Annotated in this window: 20 protein-coding genes; 11 read left to right on the top strand and 9 right to left on the bottom strand. The window is 57.9% G+C overall.

All coding sequences use genetic code 11. From position 1 onward, the window contains the following. Nucleotides 1–173: 173 nt before the first annotated feature. Complete coding sequence (locus FCS96_RS03905) at nt 174–1421, top strand: OmpP1/FadL family transporter (RefSeq protein ID WP_138438905.1); 1248 nt, start codon at nt 174–176, stop codon at nt 1419–1421. Nucleotides 1422–1450: 29 nt separating this feature from the next. On the opposite strand, the gene FCS96_RS03900 is transcribed toward FCS96_RS03905, so the two are convergent. Beyond that, nucleotides 1451–2386 (bottom strand): D-2-hydroxyacid dehydrogenase, encoded by a 936-nt coding sequence (locus FCS96_RS03900; protein ID WP_138438904.1) that lies wholly within the window; start codon nt 2384–2386, stop codon nt 1451–1453. Between the two features lie 77 nt (nt 2387–2463). Here FCS96_RS03900 and tmpT point away from each other — a divergent pair, with 77 nt between their 5' ends. From tmpT to FCS96_RS03880, 4 genes are all read left to right on the top strand, one after another. Beyond that, nucleotides 2464–3117, top strand: coding sequence for a thiopurine S-methyltransferase (gene tmpT / locus FCS96_RS03895; RefSeq protein ID WP_138438903.1), 654 nt, complete (start codon nt 2464–2466; stop codon nt 3115–3117). Nucleotides 3118–3510: 393 nt separating this feature from the next. Continuing rightward, a complete protein-coding gene (locus tag FCS96_RS03890) occupies nt 3511–5433 on the top strand; it encodes a PrkA family serine protein kinase (RefSeq protein ID WP_138438902.1) in 1923 nt (640 codons plus the stop codon). A 33-nt stretch (nt 5434–5466) separates the two neighbouring features. Continuing rightward, the gene (locus tag FCS96_RS03885; RefSeq protein WP_138438901.1) at nt 5467–6762 is read left to right on the top strand and encodes a YeaH/YhbH family protein; all 1296 of its coding nucleotides are present in this window, start codon (nt 5467–5469) and stop codon (nt 6760–6762) included. Then, the gene (locus FCS96_RS03880; RefSeq protein ID WP_138438900.1) at nt 6759–8327 is read left to right on the top strand and encodes a SpoVR family protein; all 1569 of its coding nucleotides are present in this window, start codon (nt 6759–6761) and stop codon (nt 8325–8327) included. The genes FCS96_RS03885 and FCS96_RS03880 overlap by 4 nt, the downstream gene beginning before the upstream one ends. Before the next feature lie 26 nt (nt 8328–8353). Here the strand turns inward: FCS96_RS03880 and FCS96_RS03875 are convergent, their stop codons facing one another. Continuing rightward, nucleotides 8354–9085 (bottom strand): LrgB family protein, encoded by a 732-nt coding sequence (locus tag FCS96_RS03875; RefSeq protein WP_138438899.1) that lies wholly within the window; start codon nt 9083–9085, stop codon nt 8354–8356. After that, nucleotides 9082–9465: a CidA/LrgA family protein gene (locus FCS96_RS03870; RefSeq protein WP_138438898.1), complete on the bottom strand. Its 384-nt coding sequence runs from the start codon at nt 9463–9465 to the stop codon at nt 9082–9084. Before FCS96_RS03870 ends, FCS96_RS03875 begins: the two co-directional genes overlap by 4 nt. A gap of 197 nt (nt 9466–9662) precedes the next feature. On the opposite strand from FCS96_RS03870, the gene FCS96_RS03865 reads away from it, so the two are divergent. Then, nucleotides 9663–11105: a WS/DGAT/MGAT family O-acyltransferase gene (locus tag FCS96_RS03865; RefSeq protein WP_138438897.1), complete on the top strand. Its 1443-nt coding sequence runs from the start codon at nt 9663–9665 to the stop codon at nt 11103–11105. Here the strand turns inward: FCS96_RS03865 and FCS96_RS03860 are convergent. After that, nucleotides 11095–11724 (bottom strand): TetR family transcriptional regulator, encoded by a 630-nt coding sequence (locus tag FCS96_RS03860; RefSeq protein ID WP_138438896.1) that lies wholly within the window; start codon nt 11722–11724, stop codon nt 11095–11097. The genes FCS96_RS03865 and FCS96_RS03860 overlap by 11 nt on opposite strands. 194 nt (nt 11725–11918) lie before the next feature. Between FCS96_RS03860 and FCS96_RS03855 the strand changes: the two genes are divergently transcribed. Both FCS96_RS03855 and FCS96_RS03850 read left to right on the top strand, forming a co-directional pair. Then, nucleotides 11919–13022, top strand: a complete 1104-nt coding sequence (locus tag FCS96_RS03855; RefSeq protein ID WP_138438895.1) for a ferredoxin reductase — start codon at nt 11919–11921, stop codon at nt 13020–13022. 52 nt (nt 13023–13074) lie between these two features. Further along, nucleotides 13075–14178: a fatty acid desaturase family protein gene (locus FCS96_RS03850; protein ID WP_138438894.1), complete on the top strand. Its 1104-nt coding sequence runs from the start codon at nt 13075–13077 to the stop codon at nt 14176–14178. Here the strand turns inward: FCS96_RS03850 and FCS96_RS03845 are convergent. Further along, complete coding sequence (locus tag FCS96_RS03845) at nt 14166–14603, bottom strand: RrF2 family transcriptional regulator (RefSeq protein ID WP_138438893.1); 438 nt, start codon at nt 14601–14603, stop codon at nt 14166–14168. The genes FCS96_RS03850 and FCS96_RS03845 overlap by 13 nt on opposite strands. Nucleotides 14604–14855: 252 nt before the next feature. Here FCS96_RS03845 and moaA point away from each other — a divergent pair, with 252 nt between their 5' ends. The 3 genes from moaA (at nt 14856) to FCS96_RS03830 (ending at nt 19769) form a co-directional block, all read left to right on the top strand. Continuing rightward, entirely contained in the window at nt 14856–15848 is a 993-nt protein-coding gene (moaA, locus tag FCS96_RS03840) for a GTP 3',8-cyclase MoaA (protein ID WP_138438892.1), read from the top strand. Nucleotides 15849–15985: 137 nt separating this feature from the next. Further along, nucleotides 15986–18013, top strand: coding sequence for a methyl-accepting chemotaxis protein (locus FCS96_RS03835; protein ID WP_138438891.1), 2028 nt, complete (start codon nt 15986–15988; stop codon nt 18011–18013). Nucleotides 18014–18236: 223 nt separating this feature from the next. After that, nucleotides 18237–19769 (top strand): cryptochrome/photolyase family protein, encoded by a 1533-nt coding sequence (locus FCS96_RS03830; protein WP_138438890.1) that lies wholly within the window; start codon nt 18237–18239, stop codon nt 19767–19769. Nucleotides 19770–19775: 6 nt separating this feature from the next. On the opposite strand, the gene FCS96_RS03825 is transcribed toward FCS96_RS03830, so the two are convergent. The 4 genes from FCS96_RS03825 to FCS96_RS03810 are packed head-to-tail and all read right to left on the bottom strand — an operon-like array spanning nt 19776 to nt 24013. Continuing rightward, entirely contained in the window at nt 19776–20891 is a 1116-nt protein-coding gene (locus FCS96_RS03825; RefSeq protein ID WP_138438889.1) for an ABC transporter ATP-binding protein, read from the bottom strand. An 18-nt stretch (nt 20892–20909) separates the two neighbouring features. Continuing rightward, entirely contained in the window at nt 20910–21779 is an 870-nt protein-coding gene (locus FCS96_RS03820; RefSeq protein ID WP_138438888.1) for a carbohydrate ABC transporter permease, read from the bottom strand. Next, the gene (locus tag FCS96_RS03815) at nt 21772–22698 is read right to left on the bottom strand and encodes a carbohydrate ABC transporter permease (protein ID WP_138438887.1); all 927 of its coding nucleotides are present in this window, start codon (nt 22696–22698) and stop codon (nt 21772–21774) included. Before FCS96_RS03815 ends, FCS96_RS03820 begins: the two co-directional genes overlap by 8 nt. 55 nt (nt 22699–22753) lie before the next feature. After that, complete coding sequence (locus FCS96_RS03810; RefSeq protein ID WP_138438886.1) at nt 22754–24013, bottom strand: ABC transporter substrate-binding protein; 1260 nt, start codon at nt 24011–24013, stop codon at nt 22754–22756. Between the last annotated feature and the right edge of the window lie 6 nt (nt 24014–24019).

The following is a 24019-nucleotide window of genomic DNA, read 5'->3' as shown; positions in this document are numbered from 1 at the left end:
ACAGATTATCAGGCAGATACCCGCCGTAACAGAGTATGGCCGATTACCGGGCATTTGCGAGGCTCGAGCTCCAGAATTATAAGAATATTACCTTTAATCACTTTCTCTTATAAGGATTCTTGTGTAAAACAGCGCCACCTATTTGACTGACATTAACCATCAGGTGTTCATCTATGCGCTTTAGCCTAGCAGTAGTCGCAATCACGGCTTTCGTTCCAGCTTCCGCCCTGGCGACCAACGGTTATTTCAGCCATGGATACGGCACCATCAATAAAGGTATGGCCGGCGCCGGAAGCGCCCTGTCTCAGGATAGCATTGCAGCAGCCACTAACCCGGCTGGCATGGCCTTCATCGGCAACCGAGTTGACGGTGGCCTTGAGGCGTTCTCGCCCCGGCGGGAATACTCGGTAGAAGGCAACCCGCAAGAAGACGACATGTTTCCCCTGGCCCCGGGCAACTACCAGAGCAGCCGCGATGGCTTTGTCATCCCGCACCTCGGCTTTAACCGCAAGCTGTCCGACACCACCGCGTTTGGCGTTTCGGTGTTTGCTAACGGTGGTATGAACACCGAATACCCCGGCGAAGAAGGTGGCCCGTTCTATGGCGGCCGCACCGGCGTGAACCTGGAACAGCTGTTCATCGCGCCAACCTGGTCCTGGGAATTCTCCGAAAACCAGGCCTTCGGCATTTCCCCGGTCATTGCTTACCAGCGCTTCGAGGCGAGAGGCCTGCAGGGTTTCGGCGACTTCTCGTCTGATCCCAGTGCCGTATCGAACAACGGCGACGATGACGCCTGGGGCTACGGCTTTCAGATTGGCTGGCAGGGCGAAATCACCGACACCCTCAGAGGCGGCGTAAGCTGGCGCAACATCCTGGAAATGGAAGAATTCGACCAATACCAGGGCCTGTTCGCCGAACAGGGTGACTTCGACATTCCGCAGATGTTCAACGCCGGCATCGCCTGGTCCGGCATTCAGGATCACTGGATCCTTCTGGACGTGCAGCATATTAAATACAGCGAAGTGAACAGCGTCGGTAACCCACTGTTGCCTAACCTGATGACAGCACCGCTGGGTGCCGACCAGGGCGCTGGTTTTGGCTGGGATGACATGACCATCGTCAAGCTGGGCTGGCAGTGGCAACAGAACCAGAAGAACGCCTGGCGAGCAGGCGTAAGCTACGGCGAAAGCCCGATTTCCGATGAGGACGTACTGTTCAACATCCTCGCTCCGGGACTGCAGGAATGGCACTTCACCGGTGGCCTCACCCACAACTTCAGCGAGAATCTGGAGCTTTCCGGAATGGCGTTCTTCTCGCCGACGAAAGAAGTCTCTGGCCCCAACCCACTGGCGGCCGATCAGACAATCACTCTGGAGATGTACCAGGTTGGTGCCTCCGCCAGCATCGGCTGGAAATACTGAGCCCGCTCCCTGGAATGCAAAAGCCCCGGTTATACCGGGGCTGACAAATTACGCGCCGTAATATCGACAATCCTCTGTCGCGCTTCACGGCTTGCCCAGGCCGAATGAGGGGTCAAGATCAGGTTAGGGATATCGTCCGCCAGCAACGGGTTGCCGTTCCGGGGCGGCTCTTCCGTCAACACATCAAATCCGGCACCACCGATCTCGCCCGATCTCAGGGCATCCGCCAGCGCCTGTTCGTCCACCAGTCCGCCGCGGCTGGTGTTGATCAGCAAGGCGTCGTTTTTCATCATTTTCAACTCACGAGCACCGATCAGGTTACGGGTGTCTTCGGTAAGCAGGCAGTGCAGTGACAGCACATCCACCTGTGGCAGAAGCTCATCCAGGGGCAGGCGCGGGTAGCCGTCCACCTCCGAAGCAGGCTGACCGGGCCTCGCCCCCACCAGAATGTTCATACCGAAAGCCTTGGCCCGTTCGACCACCCCTTTGCCAAGATCGCCATAGCCCAGAATGCCCAGTGTGCGACCTTCGAGTTCCATGATTGGATGATCCATCAGGCAGAACATATCGCTCTTGCCCCAGCGACCAGCCCGCACATCCCGATCGTAATCCAGCAACCGGGTGGCCAGCGCGAGAATCAACGCCAGGGTGTGCTGGGCGACCGTGGAGCGGCCGTAATTGGTCACGTTCAGTACCCGAATGCCGTGGTCGTGGGCAGCTTCCTTATCAATGTTGTTGGTCCCGGTGGCTACCACCGCAATGGTGGTTAGCTCGGGGCAGGCCTCGAAATGCTCCCGGCTGAGCACTACCTTGTTGACGATCACCGTATCGAAGCCCTGTATACGGCCAACCACCTCATTCGGCGCCGTTTTACCGTGTTTAACCAGATCTCCGGTGATACGCTCTATCGGAGCGAGATCGATATCGTTGCCCAGTGTATCGGCATCAAGGAATACTGCTTTCATACTTTTCTCCTGAATCAAGACAGGCAAAGATTAGGGTAGACTGGAGCAAACGTCCAAACCAGAGGGAGTAGAAAACCATGGATCACGAGTTCTGGCATGAACGCTGGGCGAAAGAGGAAATCGGCTTTCACGAGGGCACCGTTAACCAGTACCTCTATGATCACTGGCCAGAACTGGCCGGCAAGGCCGCCAGCGCCGTTTTTGTCCCACTGTGTGGTAAAGCCCACGACATGTGGTGGCTGCACGACCGCGGTCATCCGGTGATCGGCGTCGAGCTGAGCGAAGTCGCCTGCAAGGACTTCTTCGAAGAAGGCGGCGAGAAAGCCAAAGTACACCCGGGTGAACCCTTCACCACCTTCAAGCACGACAATCTGGAACTCTGGTGCGGCGACTTCTTCCAATTGGTCCCGGCTGACCTGAAACACATTCGCCTGGTGTACGACCGGGCTGCCCTGATCGCCCTGCCCCCTCACATGCGCAGGAGCTACGTGGAACACCTCACTGCGATCATCCCGGATGACACCAAGATCCTGCTGATCACCCTCGACTACGACACCGAAATCAAAGGCCCGCCGTTCAACGTCAGCGACGAGGAAGTGCAGGAACTCTACTCGGCGGACTACACCATCGAACACATCGTCACCAACACCCTGGCCAAAGACCACCCCTTCACCAAACGCAAAGGCCTGGCCGGCGCCACCGAAAGCGTGTTTCGCCTAACCAAGAAATAACCCTCTATTCCGCCCCCTTACACCCCGGCCCAACACCCCGACCCACGCCCAACACGTGATCGGAGTGTAAGGGGTGTCTTTGTGTGACCGCTTGTTTGTCTGAGCAAAGCGAGTTTCAACAAGCGGTCACACAAAGACACCCCTTTCGCTCCAGCCACCCCCCCCGGTAACACAATTTAATGAACCTTAACCACTTCCCCACTGTCCTATTTTTCGAGCGTGAACTAAGCTCAAATTAAGCAGGCGGCCGCAGCTCAGTATTTGCCGGGCGGCTTGTATGTATCCATATCTTCCACCCATAACTATATAGACCGCCTCACAGGCGGAACCGATGCAACGGGGATATTGCGTGAACTGAGAGTCGATTATAAGAGAGCAAGCGAGGGGCCATCTATGACCATCATGCAGCACTTTAAAAACAGGTATGAAAGTACCCAGGAAGAAGAATTCACCCTGGAGGAATACCTGGAGATCTGCAAAAAGGACCCAACGGCCTATGCCACGGCCGCTGAGCGAATGTTAATTGCCATTGGCGAGCCAGAACTTGTCGACACCTCCCGTGACCATCGCCTGTCACGCATCTTCTCCAACAAGGTTATCAAGCGATACCCTGAATTCTCCGAGTTCTACGGCATGGAAGAAGCCGTGGAAAACATTGTGTCTTTCTTCCGCCATGCCGCTCAGGGCCTGGAAGAAAAGAAACAGATCCTGTACCTGCTCGGCCCGGTTGGCGGCGGTAAGTCGTCCCTGGCGGAAAAACTCAAGGCCCTGATGCAGAAGGTGCCCTTCTACGCCATCAAGGGCTCGCCGGTGAACGAATCGCCCCTCGGGCTATTTGATCCTGCGGAGGACAGCCAGATCCTGGAAGAGGAATACGGCATTCCCTCCCGCTATCTGCAAACCATCATTTCGCCCTGGGCAGTCAAGCGACTGCATGAATACGGCGGCGATATCAGCCAGTTCAAGGTGGTGAAGAAATACCCCTCGGTACTGGACCAGATCGGGGTCTCCAAGACCGAGCCCGGCGACGACAACAACCAGGACATCTCCGCCCTGGTGGGTAAGGTCAACATCCGGATGCTGGAGGATTTCTCCCAGGACGACGCCGATGCGTACAGCTTCAGCGGCGGCCTGTGCAAGGCCAACCAGGGCCTGCTGGAATTCGTCGAGATGTTCAAGGCACCGATCAAAGTGCTGCATCCGTTGCTGACCGCGACCCAGGAAGGCAACTACAACACCACCGAAGGCATGGGCTCGGTGCCCTTTGACGGCGTGATCCTGGCCCACTCCAACGAATCGGAATGGCAGACCTTCCGCAACAACAAGCACAACGAGGCGTTTCTGGACCGGGTCTACATCGTGAAAGTGCCTTACTGTGTCCGGGTTACCGAAGAGATCGAGATCTACAAGAAGCTGCTTAAAAACAGCTCCCTGTCCGGTGCCCCCTGCGCCCCCGACACTCTCGACATGCTGGCCCAGTTCTCGGTGCTTTCCCGGATCAAGGAACCGGAAAACTCCAGCATCTTCTCGAAAATGCGCGTGTACGACGGCCAGAACATCAAGGACACCGACCCCAAGGCCAAGTCGATTCAGGAATATCGGGATGCCGCGGGCGTGAACGAAGGCATGGACGGCCTGTCCACCCGCTTCGCGTTCAAGATCCTGTCGAAAGTGTTCAACTTCGATACCGCAGAAGTGGCAGCCAACCCCGTGCACCTGCTGTATGTGATTGAAAAACAGATCGAACAGGAGCAATACACCCCAGAGGTTCAGGAGCGTTACCTTCGTTTCATCAAGGAATTCCTGGCACCGCACTACGTCCAGTTCATCGGCAAGGAAATCCAGACCGCGTACCTGGAAAGCTACAGCGAATACGGCCAGAACCTGTTTGATCGCTACGTCACCTACGCCGACTTCTGGATTCAGGACCAGGAATACCGGGATCCCGAAACCGGAGAGATTCTCGACCGCTCGTCCATCAACGACGAACTGGAGAAAATCGAAAAGCCGGCCGGCATCAGCAACCCGAAAGACTTCCGCAACGAGGTGGTCAACTTTGTCCTGCGGGCGCGGGCCAACAACCAGGGCCGCAACCCGTCCTGGCTCAGTTACGAGAAGCTGCGCAGTGTGATCGAGAAGAAAATGTTCTCGAACACCGAGGACCTGCTGCCGGTTATTTCCTTCAACCCGAAAGCCAGTCAGGAAGATCAGAAGAAGCACAAGCAGTTCGTCGAGCGAATGGTCGATCGAGGCTACACGGAGAAACAGGTACGCCTGCTTGCAGAGTGGTACCTGCGGGTTCGTAAGTCTCACTAAGTCAGCGGCCAACCGCTGAACTGGAGTAGCGCTATGGGTATGACCCACGTCGTCGACCGGCGACTGAACGGCAAGAACAAAAGCGCGGTGAACCGGGAACGGTTCCTGCGCCGGTACCGCCACCACATCAAGAAAGCCGTGGCCGATGCGGTGCAAAGGCGCTCGATTACCGACATTGAGCGGGGAGAGAGCGTCAGCATTCCGAGCCAAGATATCGAGGAGCCGATTTTCCATCATGGCCAGGGTGGCAAACGCGAGATGGTGCACCCGGGCAACCAGGAGTTTGTCGCCGGCGACACCATCCCGAAGCCGCCCGGCGGCGGTGGCGGGGGTCAGGGCCACGGTAAAGCCAGCCCGGATGGCGAGGGCATGGATGAGTTCGCCTTCCAGATCACCCAGGAGGAGTTTCTCGATTTTCTGTTCGACGACCTCGAACTGCCCAACCTCGCCCGTAAGAAACTGAAAGACACCGAGTCCTTCAAGTACGTCCGCTCCGGCTTCACCACTGTGGGTGTGCCGGCCAAGCTCGATGTGGTGCGCTCGCTCCGGGGTGCTCACGCCCGCCGGCTGGGGCTGGGTGGTGCCCGCAAGAAAAAGATCCGCGATCTGGAGGAGCAGCTCGAGGCGCTGAAAACGGCGCCCGAGGATCTGGACCCGGCCTTCAGCCATGAAGACCAGATCCAGGTCCTGGAGGACGAGATCGCCCGCCTGAGAGCCAACATCCGGCGCATTCCCTTCATCGACGAAATTGACTTGCGCTATCGCCAGCATCAGAAACAGCCGCAGCCGGCCACCAGTGCCGTGATGTTCTGTTTGATGGACGTGTCGGGCTCGATGACCCAGATGCACAAGGACATCGCCAAACGCTTCTTCATCCTGCTGTACCTGTTCCTGAAGAAGAACTACAAGAAGATCGAGGTAGTGTTCATCCGGCACCACACCAGCGCCAAAGAGGTGGACGAGGAGGAGTTTTTCTACTCCCGGGAAACTGGCGGCACGATTGTCTCCAGCGCGCTGAAACTGATGAAGAAAATCGTTGAATCCCGGTACCCGCCGTCGGAGTGGAACATCTATGCTGCCCAGGCCTCGGATGGCGACAATTGGAATGACGATTCACCGGTGTGCAGCAAGATTCTGGCGGAGAGCATATTGCCATTGGTGCAGTATTACGCCTACACCGAGATCACGCCCCAGGATCACCAGATGCTGTGGTACGAGTACGAAAAAATCATGGAACGCTTCCCTAATAGTTTCGCCATGCAACAGATCGCCGATCCGGGCGAGATCTATCCGGTATTCCGCCAGCTGTTTGAGAGGAAAGCCGCATGACCGACACCATGGACCGTCCCAACCCACCGGAAAACGGGCAGGCAGGGGACCGGCAGCCCATTTCCACCAGTTCGGAATGGACCTTCGACCTGATCCGCAAGTACGACGAAGAAATCGCCAAGTGCGCGGCGGAGTTTGGATTAGACACCTATCCCAACCAGATCGAAGTGATCAGCGCCGAGCAGATGATGGACGCCTACAGCTCGGTGGGGATGCCGGTGGGGTATCACCACTGGTCGTTCGGGAAACAGTTCCTGAGCACCTCCAAGGGCTATCAGCGTGGCCAGATGGGGCTGGCCTACGAGATCGTCATCAACTCCAATCCCTGCATTGCTTATCTGATGGAGGAGAACACCCTGCCCATGCAGGCCCTGGTTGTTGCCCACGCCTGCTATGGCCACAACTCGTTCTTCAAGGGCAATTACCTGTTCCGCACCTGGACCGACGCCAGCGCGATCATCGATTACCTGGTGTTTGCCCGTAATTATGTGGCCGAGTGCGAGGAGCGTCATGGTGTGGATGCGGTGGAGCAGATTCTCGACTCCTGCCACGCGCTGATGAATTACGGCGTCGACCGGTATAAGCGCCCTGCCCCGATTTCCGCCTCCGAGGAGCAGCGCCGGCAACAGGAACGGGAGGAATACCAGCAGCGGCGCATCAACGATTTGTGGCGCACCATTCCTCGGCTCAACGATGACGACGATACCGTCAAGAATAAGACCCGCTTCCCCGAGGAGCCCCAGGAAAACATTCTCTACTTCATCGAGAAGAACGCGCCCCTGCTGGAAACCTGGCAGCGGGAGATTGTGCGCATCGTGCGCAAACTGGGCCAGTACTTCTACCCGCAACGCCAGACCCAGGTGATGAACGAAGGCTGGGCGTCGTTCTGGCACTACACCCTGCTGCACGCCATGTACGAGAAAGGCCTGGTCAACGACGGTTTCATGCTGGAGTTCCTGCAGAGCCACACAGCCGTGGTGTACCAACCGCCCTTCAACAGCCCCTGGTATTCGGGCCTGAACCCCTACACCCTGGGCTTTTCGATCTACACGGATCTGCGGCGCATCTGCGAGCACCCCACCGACGAAGACCGGCAGTGGTTCCCCGACATCGCCGGTACCGACTGGGTCGAAACCCTGCATTTCGCCATGGCCAATTTCAAGGATGAGAGTTTCATCCAACAATTCCTGTCGCCCAAGGTAATGCGCGACCTCAAGCTGTTCTCTATCCAGAATGACGACCAGGAAGACGTGTACCGGGTGACCGCCATCCATGATGAGCCCGGATACCGCATTCTCCGGGAAAAACTGGCACGCCAGTACAACCTCAGTTACCGCGAACCCAACATCCAGGTCTGGAACGTGGATGTACGCGGCGATCGCTCACTGACCCTGCGTCATGTACCGGTCGACCGAGTGCCACTGGGGGATGAAACCGAGGAAGTGTTGCGCCATGTGCACCGGCTCTGGGGCTTTGATGTGCATCTGGAAAGTGTTGATGAGGGCACCGTGGTGGAGGAGTACCATTGCCCCCGACATGCACTCGACGACGAAGACGACGATTGAAGCCACCAGCGAGGCACGATCAACGGTTAGAACAACATCTGCATCCAATCCACCAGCCAGGGCACAATCAGTGCTGTGGCGAATGCCGATAGTGCCATCGCCAGCCCCGAAAAGGCGCCCATCTGGCTGCTGACCTGAAACGCCCGCGCGGTGCCGATGCCGTGGGCAGCTACGCCCATGGCGATGCCCTTCGCGGCATCGTCTTTCACCCGGAACCACTCGAACAGTTTGGTGCCCAGCACGGCGCCGGTGATACCGGTCGCGACCGTCAGTACTGCAGTCAAGGAAGGCAGTCCGCCAATCTTCTCCGAAATGCCCATGGCCACCGGTGCCGTCGCCGATTTTGGTGCCAGCGACATCTGGATTTCCAGCGAACCGCCCAGCAGCCAGGCCAGGCCGATGGAACTGCCGGCCGCAATCAGCACGCCGCAGATCAGGGAAATGGTCACCGGCAGCCAGAGCTGGCGCAGCCGGGAAAACTGCTGGTACAGCGGCACCGCCAGGGCCACGGTGGCCGGCCCCAGCAGGAAGTGAACAAACTGACCGCCTTCGAAATAGTCGTTGTAGGAAGTGTTGGTGACCAGCAACAGAGCGATCAGCATGGCCACCGAGGTGACCACCGGATTGGCCAGCGGGTTGGAATTACTGCGCAGATAAAGCCGGTAAGCCAGACCATAGGCCACCAGTGTGATGGTCAATCCCAGCAGGGGCGACGCCGACAGATAAACCCAGATGTCTTTCAGGCCGGGATCGGTCATTGCTCCGGCCCTCCCGGTGCCGAGTCACCCGACCTGACCAGCCAGCGCGTGGTCAACTGCATGATCAATGCCGTCGCAATCATGGTAATCACAGTGCTCAACAGGAGAGCGAGAGCGATAGGCAGCCACTCGTCCGCGATGCGATCAAAGTGCGCCATCATGCCAACGCCCGCCGGCACAAACAACAGCGACAAATGGGCCAGTAATGCAGATGACGCCTGCTCAACAGAATCCGGTGTCCGGCCCCGTAGCCACAGGGTGATAAACAGCATCACCATACCCAGGACCGGCCCCGGTATGGGAACGCCCGCCAAGCGTACGGTAATCTCGCCAACCAACTGGTACACCAGCAACAGCGTTATTCCATTGAGAAACTGCATGGCGAGGGCTCCTGGCCGGCAAATAAGATTCTTTTGAGAGCATAGCCACTTAAAGCTGCACTGAACACTCAACGGAAGTCGAACGAGAAATATCGCGAAAAACGGAACTTTACCGGCGCGAAGATCGTGAACTTAGTCCGTTATCAGTATACTTGCAGCTAGCAAGTAATTTTTTAACTCGTGGAGTACAACAAGGAATGAAACGCCTGGGAACATTGGATGCCTCCTGGCTGGCGGTGGAGTCTGAGGACACCCCGATGCATGTGGGAAACCTGCAAATCTTTTCACTGCCAGAAGGCGCTCCCGAAACCTTTTTGCGGGACCTGGTCACCCGCATGAAAGAAACCGGTGAGGTTGCTCCGCCCTGGAGCTACAAGCTGGCCGGATCCGGATTGTTGGGAAGACTGCTCGCTCCCGGCTGGAAGATCGACAAAGACATCGATCTGGATTACCACGTGCGCCATTCGGCGCTGCCCCGTCCCGGCGGTGAGCGTGAATTGGGTATTCTGGTGTCCCGCCTGCATTCCAACCCGCTGGATTTTGCCCGGCCGCTGTGGGAATGCCACGTCATTGAGGGCCTGGAAAACAACCGCTTTGCGCTCTACACCAAGATGCATCATTCCCTGATTGATGGCATCAGCGGCGTGCGCCTGTTGCAGCGGGTGCTGACCACGGATCCTGACAAGCGCGACATGCCACCACCTTGGTCGGTGCGGCCTGAACGTCGGCGCGGCAGCAAAACCGACGCGGAAGCCAGTATCCCCGCAGCCATTTCCCAGGCCAAAGACGCCCTAAAGCTGCAGGCCGATATGGCGCCAAGGCTGTGGCAAGCGGGCAACCGCCTGCTGCACTCCGTGCGCCACCCTGAGGATGGACTGGCGGCACCCTTCATGGGACCGGTTTCGAAGATCAACCACCGGGTTACCGGGCAGCGGCGATTCGCCACCCAGCACTACCAGCTGGACCGCATCAAGACCCTGTCCCAGGAAACCGGCGGCTCGCTGAATGACATCGTGCTGTACCTGTGCGGCACTGCACTGCGCCGATTCTTGCTGGAGCAGGACGACCTGCCGGAAACTGCCATGACGGCGGGCATCCCCGTTAACATTCGCTCTGCGACTGATGAAGGCACCGGCACCCAGATCAGCTTCATGATCGCCTCCTTGGCAACCAACGAAGCCGATCCGCTGAACCGACTAAAGGAAATCAAGTCCTCCACCCGCCGCGCCAAAGAGCATCTCCAGAAGCTGCCCAAAAGTGCCCTGACCCAATACACCATGCTGCTGATGTCGCCTTATATACTGCAGTTGATGTCCGGGTTGGGTGGTCGTATGCGTCCGGTGTTCAACGTCACTATTTCCAATGTGCCAGGCCCCCAGCGCACGCTCTACTATGAAGGCGCAAAACTTGAGGCCATGTACCCGGTGTCGCTGATTGCCCACGGCGGTGCACTCAACATCACCTGCCTGAGCTACGACGGCTCTCTCAACTTCGGTTATACCGGCTGCCGGGATACCCTGCCAAGCATGCAGAAGCTGGCGGTGTACACTGGGGAAGCGCTGGATGAACTGGAGAGCCTGGTGATTCCGCCGAAACCGAAAAAAACGCGGCGCCCAGCCAGCAAGAAGGTTACCGGCTAACGCTGTTCCAGTTGGCGGCACCGACAAAAATCAGTTGAAGGAAGCGGATGGTCCGCTTCCGGATCTGATCGATCTGATAATCGTCACCGGCTGAAACCCCCAGCAAGTCGGTCAGGCTGAAGGCGACACTGCGCACCACCAGATCACAGGTCAGATCCAGATCACTGTCGCTCAGATGGTCCACCAGGCGTAACCGGCGTAAATCATTGGCCAGCTCGCTGGCAAAGAAACGCATTTCACTGCGAATCCCCTCTTGAACTGCCCTGCTCTCGCCCGCCAGTCCTTGCGCCATAAACAGAAAGAAACTGCGGTTGGCCTGGGCGTGGCTGATAAATATGTCCACTGACTCTTCAATCAACTTATCCGCCTGGGACACATGCTCACGGGCTTCACGCATCATGCGCCGGAGCACCACCCCCAACTCGTCCACCAATTGCAGCCCCAGATCGTCCATGTTGCGGAAGTGGCGATAGAACGAGGTGGGCACCACCCCCGCCTGCCGGGTAACTTCCCGGATGCCGAGACTGGCAAAATGCCGGCCCTTGCCCACCAGGGTGAGCGCCGCACTCATCAGTTTTTCACGGGTTTCACCCGGCTTTCTGCGTTGTCTTTCCGCCATCGTCTACCCGTAGCCATTGCGATTAAAGCGTTGGTGACAAGTGTACACACCCGAAAAATTTAAGGTACCCAAAGCAAGTCATTTTGCGCCAGAAATGACCTCCCCGTTGTGAGCCCCTCAGCTCAGGTGTACAGTCGTACACATTAGTGAACAACTGTACACATGAGTACAGACTGCATTGCGGAGAACAGATCATGCTGGCACGACAGAACCACACATCACCACTTCAATGGCTTGGCAGACAGCTCTTTAACCGGGATGACGCGGTCGCGTTCTTTGACCCGCTACTCGAGCGCATTAACCCCATGTGGGTACAAGAGTACACACCGGCCCGAGTCCAACGGATTATCAGGGACACAGCGGACACCCAAACCTTTGTGCTAAAACCAGCGCGGCGCTGGCAGGGTTTTGCTGCCGGGCAACATGTGAACATATGTGTCGAGATTGACGGTGTTCGCCACCAGCGCACTTTCAGCCTCTCCAGCTCAACCACGCTCTGGCACGAACAAGGGCTGGTTACGTTGACGATCAAACGGCTGCCTGGCGGCCGGGTCACCAATTGGCTGCAAGACCAGCTAAATACCGGTGCCGTGGTGGGCATCAGCGAAGCGTTTGGCGACTTCCTGATTCCCGAACCGGTCCCACCCATCCTGTTCATTGCCGGTGGCAGTGGCATCACCCCGATCCTGAGCCAGCTCAAAACCATGGCTGCCCAGGGTTTCCGGGCGCCGATGACGCTTCTCTATTTCGTCCAGGACCATAGTCATGCCATCGCCCGTGAACACCTGATGGACCTGGCAGCGCGCCACGACCTGCTCACGGTGAAGATCGTCACTACCCAGGGCTCCAGCGAACCGCGCTATCTGACCGATGCGGATCTCAGCACGATTACCGACCTCAGCAGCCGCGAAATTTTCCTGTGCGGCCCCCAGGGCCTGATGGCACTGGCGGGCGAGCTGCTCGATGCCCGGGGCGTGAGCCGGGACAAGATTCACAGCACCTATTTCTCTGCCCCACAAACGGATCTCAGCAGCCAGAACCTGGGCGGCAAGGTGCGGTTTGCCCGCAGTAACCTGGAGGTCGACTCCACCGGTGACGCCCCGCTGCTGGAGATCGCCGAAGCCGCGGGCCTGACGCCTCAGCACGGATGTCGTATGGGCATCTGCCACCAGTGCAGCTGCCGGAAAACCAGCGGCACTGTCGTCAACCGCCTGACCGGACAAGCATCCGGCCCGGGAGAGGACACCATCCAACTGTGCATATCCGTCCCTCAGGGTCCGGTGTCTCTCAATATTTAATCTTGTTTTCGAACAGAACGGCCGTGCCTCAGGGCACGGCAAGGAGCACACCATGAAACAGATGACCGAAGCCCAACTCACCGAGCTGGAACAGGATCTCAACGCCATTCGGAACGACGTGCTGGCCGACCTTGGCGAGCGCGACGCCCGCTACATCCACCGCGTGGTGCGCCTGCACCGCACCCTGGAGGTAGGCGGCCGGGTCTTGATGCCCTTCGGCTTTATTCCACCGGTATTTGTAGCGGCCACCGTGGCCCTGGGTCTGTCCAAGATCATTGAGAACATGGAGATCGGCCACAACGTGATGCATGGCCAGTACGACTGGATGAATGATCCCAGCCTGCACTCACAGACCTACGAGTGGGACACCGCCTGCTCCAGCGAATCCTGGCGCCGCACCCATAATTATGAGCACCACACCTACACCAACATCATCGGCAAGGACCGGGACTACGGCTACGCCGTGCTGCGCCTGAGCGACGACGACCCGTGGCGGCCCAGGCACAGCCTGCAGTTTATTAACTACGTGCTGCTGAGCACGTTCTTTCAATGGGGGGTGGGCCTGCACGAACTGGAAACCGAGCGACTTCATCGCCGCGAAATCTCCTTGAAATCGAAGTTGCCCTTCTTGAAGGAATTTTTCAGAAAGGGCGGACGCCAGGCCTTCAAGGATTATGTGTTTTTCCCGCTGCTGACCTTCCCGGTTGCGCCCATCGTGCTGGCTGGCAACATCGGCGCCAACCTGATCCGCAACCTGTGGTCGTCCACGGTGATCTTCTGCGGTCATTTCACCCAGGATGCCGAGACCTTCACCGAAGAGGAGTGCTGGGGTGATGGAAAAAGTGAGAGCAAAGGCCATTGGTACCTGCGCCAGCTCTCCGGTTCCTCCAACTTCACCGGCAGCCGATGGGTGCATCTGCTGAGCGGACATCTGAGCTTTCAGGTGGAGCATCATGTGTTTCCGGACCTGCCAGCGCACCGTTACCCGGAGATTTCCGAGCGGGTAAAAGCGGTGTGCGACAAGCATGGCATTCACTACAATACGGGCAGTTTTGCCCGGCAGTACGGCACCGTGCTGAAACGCATCGCTGCCTTTTCACTGCCGGACCGGCTGCGGGCGCGGTTGCCCGCATCAGAGGTGGGTCAGGCGACCTGAAGCAGTCGCAACAACTGGGGCCGATGCTGATCCTGAATCACATCGGCCAGGGTGTACCTATCCAATACCGTCAGAAAGGCCCCCAGCGCCTCACCAAACATCCCTTTCATACCGCACACCGGCGCGATCTTACAGGCGTTTTTCGAAGTGAAGCACTCAACGATGCTGAGGTCCTGCTCGGTTTCCCGGACCAGCACTCCCACTCTGATTTCAGTCGGCGCCATCAGCAGACGCATACCACCTTTCTTTCCGCGAACGGTCTCGATGTAGCCCTTCTTGTTGAGCTGGTGCACCACCTTCATCAGGTGGTTCTTGGAGATTTCATAGCTGTCGGCAATTTCCTGGATGGTAGCCAGGCGATCACCCTGAACCGCAAGATAGATCAGCACTCGCAGTGAGTAGTCAGTGTAACGGGTGATGTGCATTCGGTACTCCAGGTTTGCTTTGCATTGGTTTGGACAGGTATATACGGAGAAAGCCAATAACCGGTTTTGTCCACCAACACAGACAGGCCGCACCATACATGCCCACCCAGACAAATATCCCATTTACCGGGTTTGCCCTGCCTCGCCTTGAAAGTCATCGCACTCACATAGGGGATCGGATTTCGGGATTTAATCTGCGATACTCATATTAGTGTAATTGGATTCTCACCCAGCCGGCAGGAAATAACGCCAATGGCCCGGAGCAAGCTGACAGACCGTTTTGGTCGCACCGTGGACTACGTACGCCTGTCCGTGACCGACCGCTGTGACTTCCGCTGTGTCTACTGCATGGCGGAGGAAATGACCTTTCTGCCCCGCCAGCAGATACTGTCACTCGAAGAGTTGGCGCAGGTGGCGCGAACGTTTGTGGATCTGGGCACCGAGAAGATTAGGCTGACCGGCGGCGAGCCCCTCGTCCGCAAGGACATCCTCGAACTGGTCAAAGACATTGGCACCCTGGGCCTGCGGGATTTCGCCATGACCACCAACGGCAGCAAGCTCACCACCATGGCCGAGCCTCTGCGCAAAGCTGGCTTGAAGCGCCTGAACATCAGTCTCGACTCCCTTGACCCGGACAAGTTTCATCGCATTACCCGCACCGGCCAACTGAACCAGGTGCTCGACGGCATCGACGCGGCCCGGGAAGCTCGGTTTGAAGGCATCAAACTGAACACCGTGGTGATGAAAGGCGGCAACGATGAGGAAGTACCAGCACTGGTGGAGTTTGCCCGCCGGAAGAACATCGACATTACCTTCATTGAGGAAATGCCACTCGGGGAAATCTCAGAGCACGATCGCGGTGAAGCCCTGTGCACCAGCGATGAAGTACGCGACATCATCCGCCAGCACCACGAACTGATGCCCACTACGGAGGATTCCGGTGGCCCGGCGCGCTACTTCCGGATGCCGGACAGCGACACCAAGGTCGGCTTCATTTCACCCCATTCCCACAACTTCTGCTCCACCTGCAACCGCGTTCGGGTCACTGTGGAAGGCCGGCTGCTGCTTTGCCTGGGCAACGAGCATTCGGTAGACCTGCGCCAGGTCCTGCGCGAGCACCCTGAAAGCGATGAGACACTACGCGAAACCATCATCAATGCCATGGATCTGAAACCCGAGCGTCACCACTTTTCCAGCAAAGGCGATGTCCAGATCCTGCGCTTTATGAACATGACCGGGGGCTGATCCGGCGGCGGATGACAACCCATAAGCCAGTCATCTCAGGCCAATTTGAATGAGACTATCATCTAAATAGACGTGTCTATAAAAGTTTCATAAGCTACGCGCTGCACCCCCTCCGCACTTGGCAAAAAGGCAAAACCATGAAACTGATTAGCAACCTTTCCATGCGTGGCAAGCTGCTCACGCTTGCGGTTCCGGCTCTGCTCGTTATTCTCTATTTTGCTGTTACGAACATCACGCAAAGTTATAGCAAGCTCGTCAGCATGCAAAAGTTGCATTCGTTGGCTCGACTCGCGGAAATAAGCGACCCTTTAACAGAAGCCCTGCAACAGGAACGTGGCCGATCCGCAGTCTTCTTTGCCAGCGAATCCGGTGGAGATACCGCCCGCCAAGCCAGTAGCAACCTGGCACGGCAACGAAAGGAAACCGACGCCCTGATCTCCGACTACCGGGCGGGCATTGAGGCACTCACCTCAGAAGCCAGCTTTGACCAGAAAATCAGCGCCACCATCGAGTATGTTCGCAAAAACCTTGAAAGCCTTAATGCCCTGCGACGTTCAATCGACAATCGGAGCATAGCAGCCGGGGAATCAGCCAGCCGATATACCGACTTGATTATGGGGCTGATCAATCGTATTCCACTTTTAATTGGTCGCTCCACTACTCCGGAGCTTACCCGAGACCTCACGGCCTATTACGGCCTCGCCGAGATGGCGGAGCGGGCCGGTCGGGAGCGCGCGGTCGGAGCCTCATTCATTCGCACCCGAAATTACGACCTGCCCACCTTGCGTCGTATTGCCCGGCTCGGAGGCCAACAAGATGCCTACCTCAACGGAGCATTGGCAATGCTCCCCGCGGGTTCCGACCTTCGCCAGACGCTCGAGGCGCAGACACGCACACCTGCCAGTCAATCACTTGAATCGCGGCGCAAAACATTGTTCAGCGGAGCTTCGGGGCTGGACTCGTTGAAGGCTGCCGATTGGTTCATAATCGCCACCCAACGTATTGATGGCCTCAATCAGGCCAGACAGGAAATACTCGCTAGGATCATGCGCCTTGAATCAGAGGGCGCTACCCAGGCGCAGAGCGAACTGGCCACTGCCTCCAGCATCGCGGGCGGGGCTATCCTGATGGTTATTGTTATCGTGACCCTGATCATCAGGACCATCAATTCACAGGTTAAACACCTCCTTGATGGAGTCCAGCATGCCGCTCAGCACAAGGATCTGTCCCGCGAAATAGTAGTCTCCAGTCAGGACGAAATTGGCACCATCAGTACAGCGATCAACGACCTGCTGAAGCGGTTCGGGGCTGCCCTGATGCAAATCGACAAATCCAGCATCCAACTCGCCACGGCTACTGAGGAGACGAACTCAACCGCAGAGCAGAATTCGACTCAGGTCAAAAGGCAACAGCAGCAGATTGAACAGGCAGCGGCGGCCACTGAAGAAATGTCGACCACTTCCGAAGAAATATCCCGCAACACATTGCAGGTAGCCGATGCTGCCAAAAATGCCACGGATAAAAGCCGTGCCGGCGAGCAGGTCCTGAACAGTAACTTGAACAGCATTCGTTCACTGGCCGAGTCGGTGCAAAAGGTTAATGCGGTGATTGGGGAGTTGGAAGAGCGCAGCTCAACGATCAGCGATGTGGTTGACGTCATTCGAAAAGTGGCTGACCAAACCAACTTGCTGGCCCTGAATGCGGCCATTGAGGCGGCAAGGGCAGGCGAACATGGACGGGGATTCGCCGTGGTTGCTGACGAAGTTCGCACTCTGGCTCAACAGACGCACCAGTCAACCACCCAGATTGAAGAGATCATTTACGGTTTTCGGGATATTACCGAAAACGCGAGCCGCTCTATCACCGAAAGTCACGAACTTGCCAGTGCTACCAGTGACCAGGCGGCCGAACTGGAGCGGACCTTTGCGGATATCCTGACGGATGTAAACAGCATTGCCGATATGGCCGGCCAGATCGCGACAGCCTCTGAAGAACAGGTTGCCGTGACTCAAGAGCTGGCAAGCGGCATGGAATCGGTCAGTGAAGTGGCCATTTTAACCCTTTCTGGGTCACAGGAAATTTCACAAGTAACCCAGGAACAGGCAAAACTCGCTCGCCAGCTACAGGACTTGGCCAATGAGTTCCGGGTAACCGCAAACGGCTAATATCGCTCCCGCCGGCAGCACCCCGCTGGGTGCTGCCATCGTCAATCAGAACGTCCTATCAACAATCAGAACGCCCTATCAAATTGTCACGGGTGTAGGCGATTAATCCGATACGCCCGCTATAGGCCTAGCGCCTACTTTCATGATGAACCAACTCTTGGGCCCCTTCGTACTACCACAGCCACTCATGGCGATACCACTTTGACGGAGCGGCACCCCGGCCATGGCAAACCTGATCCTTATACTCGGCGACCAGCTCACACCGGACATCAGCGCGCTGGACGACGCCGACAAGCAGCACGACCGAATTGTGATGGCGGAAGTCCACGACGAAGCCAGCTACACCAACCACCACAAGAAAAAGCTGGTGCTGCTGTTCAGCGCCATGCGCCACTTCGCCAAGCAGTTGGAAGAGGATGGCTGGCAGGTTCACTACCAGCGCTACCATCCGGACAATGAGCACCGGAGTCTGGAAGCGGTAGTTGCCGCCCAAGCCAAAGACCTGAAGCCGGAACGGATCATCACCACTGAATGCGGTGAATGGCGCCTGCATGCGCAGATAAGCGAGTGGCACAAGGAACTGGACCTCCCCGTGGAAATCCGGCCGGATACCCGGTTTATCGCCACCAAACAGGATTTCCAGGACTGGGCCGAAGGCCGCAAGCAGCTGCGCATGGAGTATTTCTACCGGGAGATGCGCCGCAAGACCGGCTTACTGATGGACCCGGATGGCAAGCCCGAAGGCGGTGAGTGGAATTACGACGCCGACAACCGGCGCAAATGGACCGGCAAACCCGCCGCCCCTGCCACTTTCCGGGTCGAACCGGATGACACCACCCAGGAAGTGATCGATCTGGTCAACGAGCATTTCACGGATCATTTTGGCACCACCGACGACTTCCATTTTGCCGTCACCGCCGAGGACGCGAATCAGGCACTGGCGCACTTCATCGACTACGCCCTGCCCTGCTTCGGCGATTTCCAGGATGCCATGTCCGATCACGAGGACTGGCTGTTCCACGCCATCCTGTCGCCGTACATCAACAGCGGCCTGCTGGACCCGCTCGCCGTGTGCGAGGCCGCCACCCAGGCCTGGTACGCCGGCCGGGCACCGATCAATGCGGTGGAAGGCTTCGTACGGCAGATTCTGGGCTGGCGGGAGTTTGTGCGCGGTATCTACTGGATGAACATGCCGGGCTACGCCGAGGAAAACCGGCTGGGCAATACCCGCTCCCTACCCTGGTTTTACTGGACCGGCGACACCAAGATGCGCTGTATGCACAAGGCCATCGACAGCACCCGTCGCAACGCCTACGCCCACCACATCCAGCGCCTGATGGTCACCGGCAATTTTGCGCTGCTGGCCGGAATTAAGCCGGAAGAAATCTGTGACTGGTATCTTGGGGTCTACGCCGACGCCTACGACTGGGTGGAGCTACCCAATGTGCTGGGCATGGTGATGCACGCCGATGGCGGCTACCTGGGATCCAAACCCTACGCCGCCAGTGGCAAATACATACAGCGTCAGTCGGACCACTGCGCCAATTGCCACTACAACGTCAACAAGAGCACGGAAGAGGATGCCTGCCCGTTCAACGCGCTGTACTGGCACTTCATCGACCGTCACCGGGACGACTTCGCCAAGAACCCGCGCATGGGTATGATGTATCGCAACTGGGACAAGCAGAAACCGGAAAAGAAAGAGGCACTGCTCAATCGGGCCAACAAACTGCTGGACCAGATTGAGCAGCTTTGAGCCGGCTCAGCTGGCGATGCGTTGCTCGGTGTCCGGGTCGAAGAACACCACTTTTTTCATGTCAAACATCAGCTCCGCGGTCTCGCCCCAGGTCACCGGGTGCTCCGGATCGATCCGGCAGTGTACGTTGGTGTCGTTCAGGCGAATCAGGGCAATCACGTCCGGGCCGGTCGGCTCGGTCACCTCAATGGTAAACTCACCGGTGGTGACCAGGGCCTGATCGCTTTTCTGATCCTGGGGCTGAGTGATGTGCTCCGGACGAATGCCAAGCACCACTTTTTTACCAACGCGATCGGCCAGATACTCTGGCAGCGGCAGCTTCAGCGAGTGGCCGTCGCCACCCTGCACTTCGGCCTGCAGGCCTTGCTCGCCCTGCTCGACATTCACATGCACGAAGCTCATCGCCGGTGACCCCATGAAACCTGCCACGAACATATTCTGCGGCGAATCATAGACCTGCTTGGGCGTGCCCAGCTGCTGCAGCTCACCGTCCTTCAACACCGCGATGCGGTCGGCCAGGGTCATGGCCTCGATCTGATCGTGGGTGACGTAGACGATGGTGGTCTGCAGGCGTTGGTGCAGCTTCTTGATCTCGGTGCGCATTTCCACGCGCAGCTTGGCGTCCAGATTCGACAGCGGCTCATCGAACAGATAGATGCGCGGACGACGCGCCAGGGCGCGGCCCATGGCGACCCGCTGCTGCTGGCCACCGGATAGCCGTGATGGCTTCTTGTCCAGCAGGTGCGAGATCTGCAGCAGATCGGCGACCCGCTCCACTTCCTGCTCGATCTGATCTTTCGGCATACCGCGGATCTTCAGGCCAAAAGCGATGTTCTCGCGCACCGACATGGTCGGATACAGGGCGTAGGACTGAAACACCATGGCGATGTCCCGGTCTTTGGGTTCCACGCCGGAAACGTCCTTGCCGTCGAGCACGATTTCGCCCTCGGAGATGGATTCCAGCCCGGCGATGGTATTCATCAGGGTGGATTTACCGCACCCGGAGGGACCGACCAAAATCAGGAATTCGCCCGAGGCAATATCGATATCGATACCTTTGAGGGTCTCCTCGGCGGCTCCGGGATAGGTTTTGCGAATTTTACGCAGTTCCAGTTGAGACATTGTTGTTTTCCTCTCAGGTCAGCCTTTAACAGAGCCGGCGGTCAGGCCCCGGATGAAGTATTTACCCGCCACGATGTACACCACCAGTGTCGGTAGTGCCGCAATCATGGCCGCTGCCATATCCACGTTGTATTCCTTGACGCCGGTGCTGGTGTTCACCAGGTTGTTCAGCGCAACGGTGATGGGCTGGCTGTCGCCACTGGCGAACACCACCCCGAACAGGAAGTCGTTCCAGATCTGGGTGAACTGCCAGATCAGCGACACCATGAAAATGGGCGTCGACATGGGCAGCAGAATGCGGAAAAAGATGGTGAAGAAGCCGGCGCCGTCCAGACGGGCCGCCTTAATCAGCGCATCAGGAATGGCCACGTAGTAGTTGCGGAAAAACAGCGTGGTGAACGCCACCCCATAGATAACGTGCACCAGCACCAGACCCGGCGTGGTGTTCGCCAGCCCGAGTTGGCCCAGGGTCGCGGCCATGGGCAGCAGCACCACCTGAAACGGCACGAAGCAGCCAAACAGCAGCAGGCCGAACAGCAGGTCCGAACCACGGAACTTCCACTTCGCCAGCACGTAACCGTTGAAGGCGCCCAGCAGCGTGGAGATCATCACCGCCGGTACGGTCATCTTGAACGAGTTCCAGAAGTAACCGCTGATGCCGTCGCACTGAACGCCGGTGCAAGCTTGAGACCAGGCTTTGGTCCAGCCAATGGTGGTCCATTCAGTGGGCAGCGCCACCAGGTTACCGGTGCGGATGTCCATGGGTGTCTTGAAGCTGGTCACCAGCATGATGAACAGCGGCACCAGGTACACCAGGCACGCCAGGATCAGTAGGCCGTAGATGGCAATACGGCTGGGGCGGAGGCCGGGACGAGTCACATCAGTCATGGCGCTTCTCCCTCAGTTCCGAGTACAGGTAAGGCACGATCAAAGCCAGGATGGCACCCAGCATCAGCATGGCACTGGCAGAGCCCAGGCCCATCTGACCGCGGGTAAAGGTGTGGGCGTACATGAACACCGCTGGCAGGTCGGTGGAGTAACCGGGGCCACCTGCCGTCATGGCCATGACCAGATCAAAGCTCTTGATGGCGATGTGAGCCAGCACCATGACCGCGCTGAAGAACACCGGCCGCAGTGACGGCAGGATAATCTTCCAGTAGATCAACGGCAGGCTGGCACCGTCGACCCGGGCGGCCCGGATAATGGAGGAATCGACACCGCGCAGGCCGGCCAGGAACAGCGCCATGACAAAGCCAGAGGCTTGCCAGACCGCGGCCATCACGATGGTGTAGATGGCCAGGTCGGAATTCACCAGCCAGTCAAAGCTGAACGAGGTCCAGCCCCAATCGTGCATCAGTTTTTCAAGGCCCAGACTCGGGTTAAGAATCCACTTCCAGACGGTACCGGTGACGATCATCGACAGCGCCATTGGGTACAGATAGATCGTACGGATCGCGCCTTCCTGACGGATTCGTTGGTCCAGAAAAATAGCCAGCACCACGCCAATAAACAGACAGGCGAAGATGAACAGCCCCCCAAATATGGCGAGGTTTTTCGAGGCGGTCAGCCAGCGGTCGTTAGCCATCAATTTGGCGTACTGATCGAAGCCGACAAAGTCATAGGTGGGCAGGAAGCTGGAGCTGGTGAACGACAAGACGCCGGTCCACAGCATGTAGCCGTAGATACCGATGCCGATCAACACGAAGGTTGGGGCGATCACCAGCTTCGGCAACCAACGCTGCAGGCCGTCCAGCAGTCGTGACGGTGCACTGACTACCCCGGCGGGGCGCCGCTGAGTGTGTTCCATGAGAGTTCTCCCGAAAGAATCGGAGAGCCACCCGGGCGGGTGACTCTTGGCTACTTTACTTAGCGGCCTGGATGGCGGCGGCCAACTGATCCGTGGCTTTCACCGGATCCTTATCGCTGGAGTTCACGAAGTTGGTGACCACATCAAAAACCTGACCTTGAACATAACTGGTCGTCGCCAGGCCATGGGCCAGGCTTGGCACCAGCTCGCCGGTGTCGGCGCTGCTCTTGAAGGTTTCCATTGAAGCCTGGGCACAGGCATCAAACTCGGACATGTCCATGTCGGTACGAACCGGGATAGAACCCTTGTTCTGGTTAAACACGGTCTGGAATTTCGGCTCGAGAATGGTACGGGCGAGGTCTTTCTGGGCGGCAACGTCTTCCTCTTCACTGAGGCTGAACATAGCAAAGGAATCAACGTTGAAGGTGAACTCACCGGCGGTGCCCGGTGCGGCGGCGCACAGGTAGTCTTCACCCGGTGTCAGGCCGGCGGCGGTGAATTCGCCCTTGGCCCAGTCACCCATGATCTGCATGGCGGCTTCACCACGGATAACCATGCCGGTGGCGGTGTTCCAGTCGCGGCCGGCGGCGTTATCGTCAACGTAGCTCATGACCTTGGCAAACTTGGCAAACACCTCTTCCATTACCGCGCTGTTGATCACATCCATATCGTGCTCAACAAAGGCCTTGCGGTAGGTGTCGCTGTCCATCACTGCCAGGGCGACGGCTTCGAATACGGTGGCGTCCTGCCAGGGCTGACCACCGTGGGCCAGCGGAATGTAACCGGCGGCCTTGAGCTTGTCGGCTACGGTAAAGAATTCGTCCAGGGTGTTGGGAATTTCAACGCCGACTTTTTCCATCACCTGCGGGTTAACCCAGAGCCAGTTGACCCGGTGTACGTTCACCGGCACCGCCACGTACTCACCTTCGTACTGCATCACGTCCGAGATCATCGGCGGCACCAACTGGTCCCAGTTCTCGGCGGCGGCCACGTCGTCCAGGCTGGTCAGGAAACCGAGCTTGGCCCACTCGCGGATATCAAGCCCTTTGATCTGGGCGGCAGCCGGAGGATTGCCGGATACGGCACGGGTTTTCAGCACGGTCATGGCTGCTTCACCGCCGCCACCGGCAACTGCAAAGTCTTTCCAGGTGTGACCCTGCTCTTCCATCATCTCTTTCAGGGCAGCGGCGGCACGGGCTTCGCCACCGGCGGTCCACCAGTGCAGAACCTCAACCTCGCCGGCATGGGTAGCAGCGGCAGGCATCAGGCAGGCAGATACGGCAAGGGCGGAAAGGGTACGCTTGAAGGCGGTCATAATGAC

The organism is Marinobacter alexandrii (assembly GCF_005871205.1).
GTDB lineage: Bacteria > Pseudomonadota > Gammaproteobacteria > Pseudomonadales > Oleiphilaceae > Marinobacter > Marinobacter alexandrii.
The sequence above is the reverse complement of the archived record's forward strand: the minus strand, read 5'-3'. Positions and strand labels throughout refer to the sequence as shown.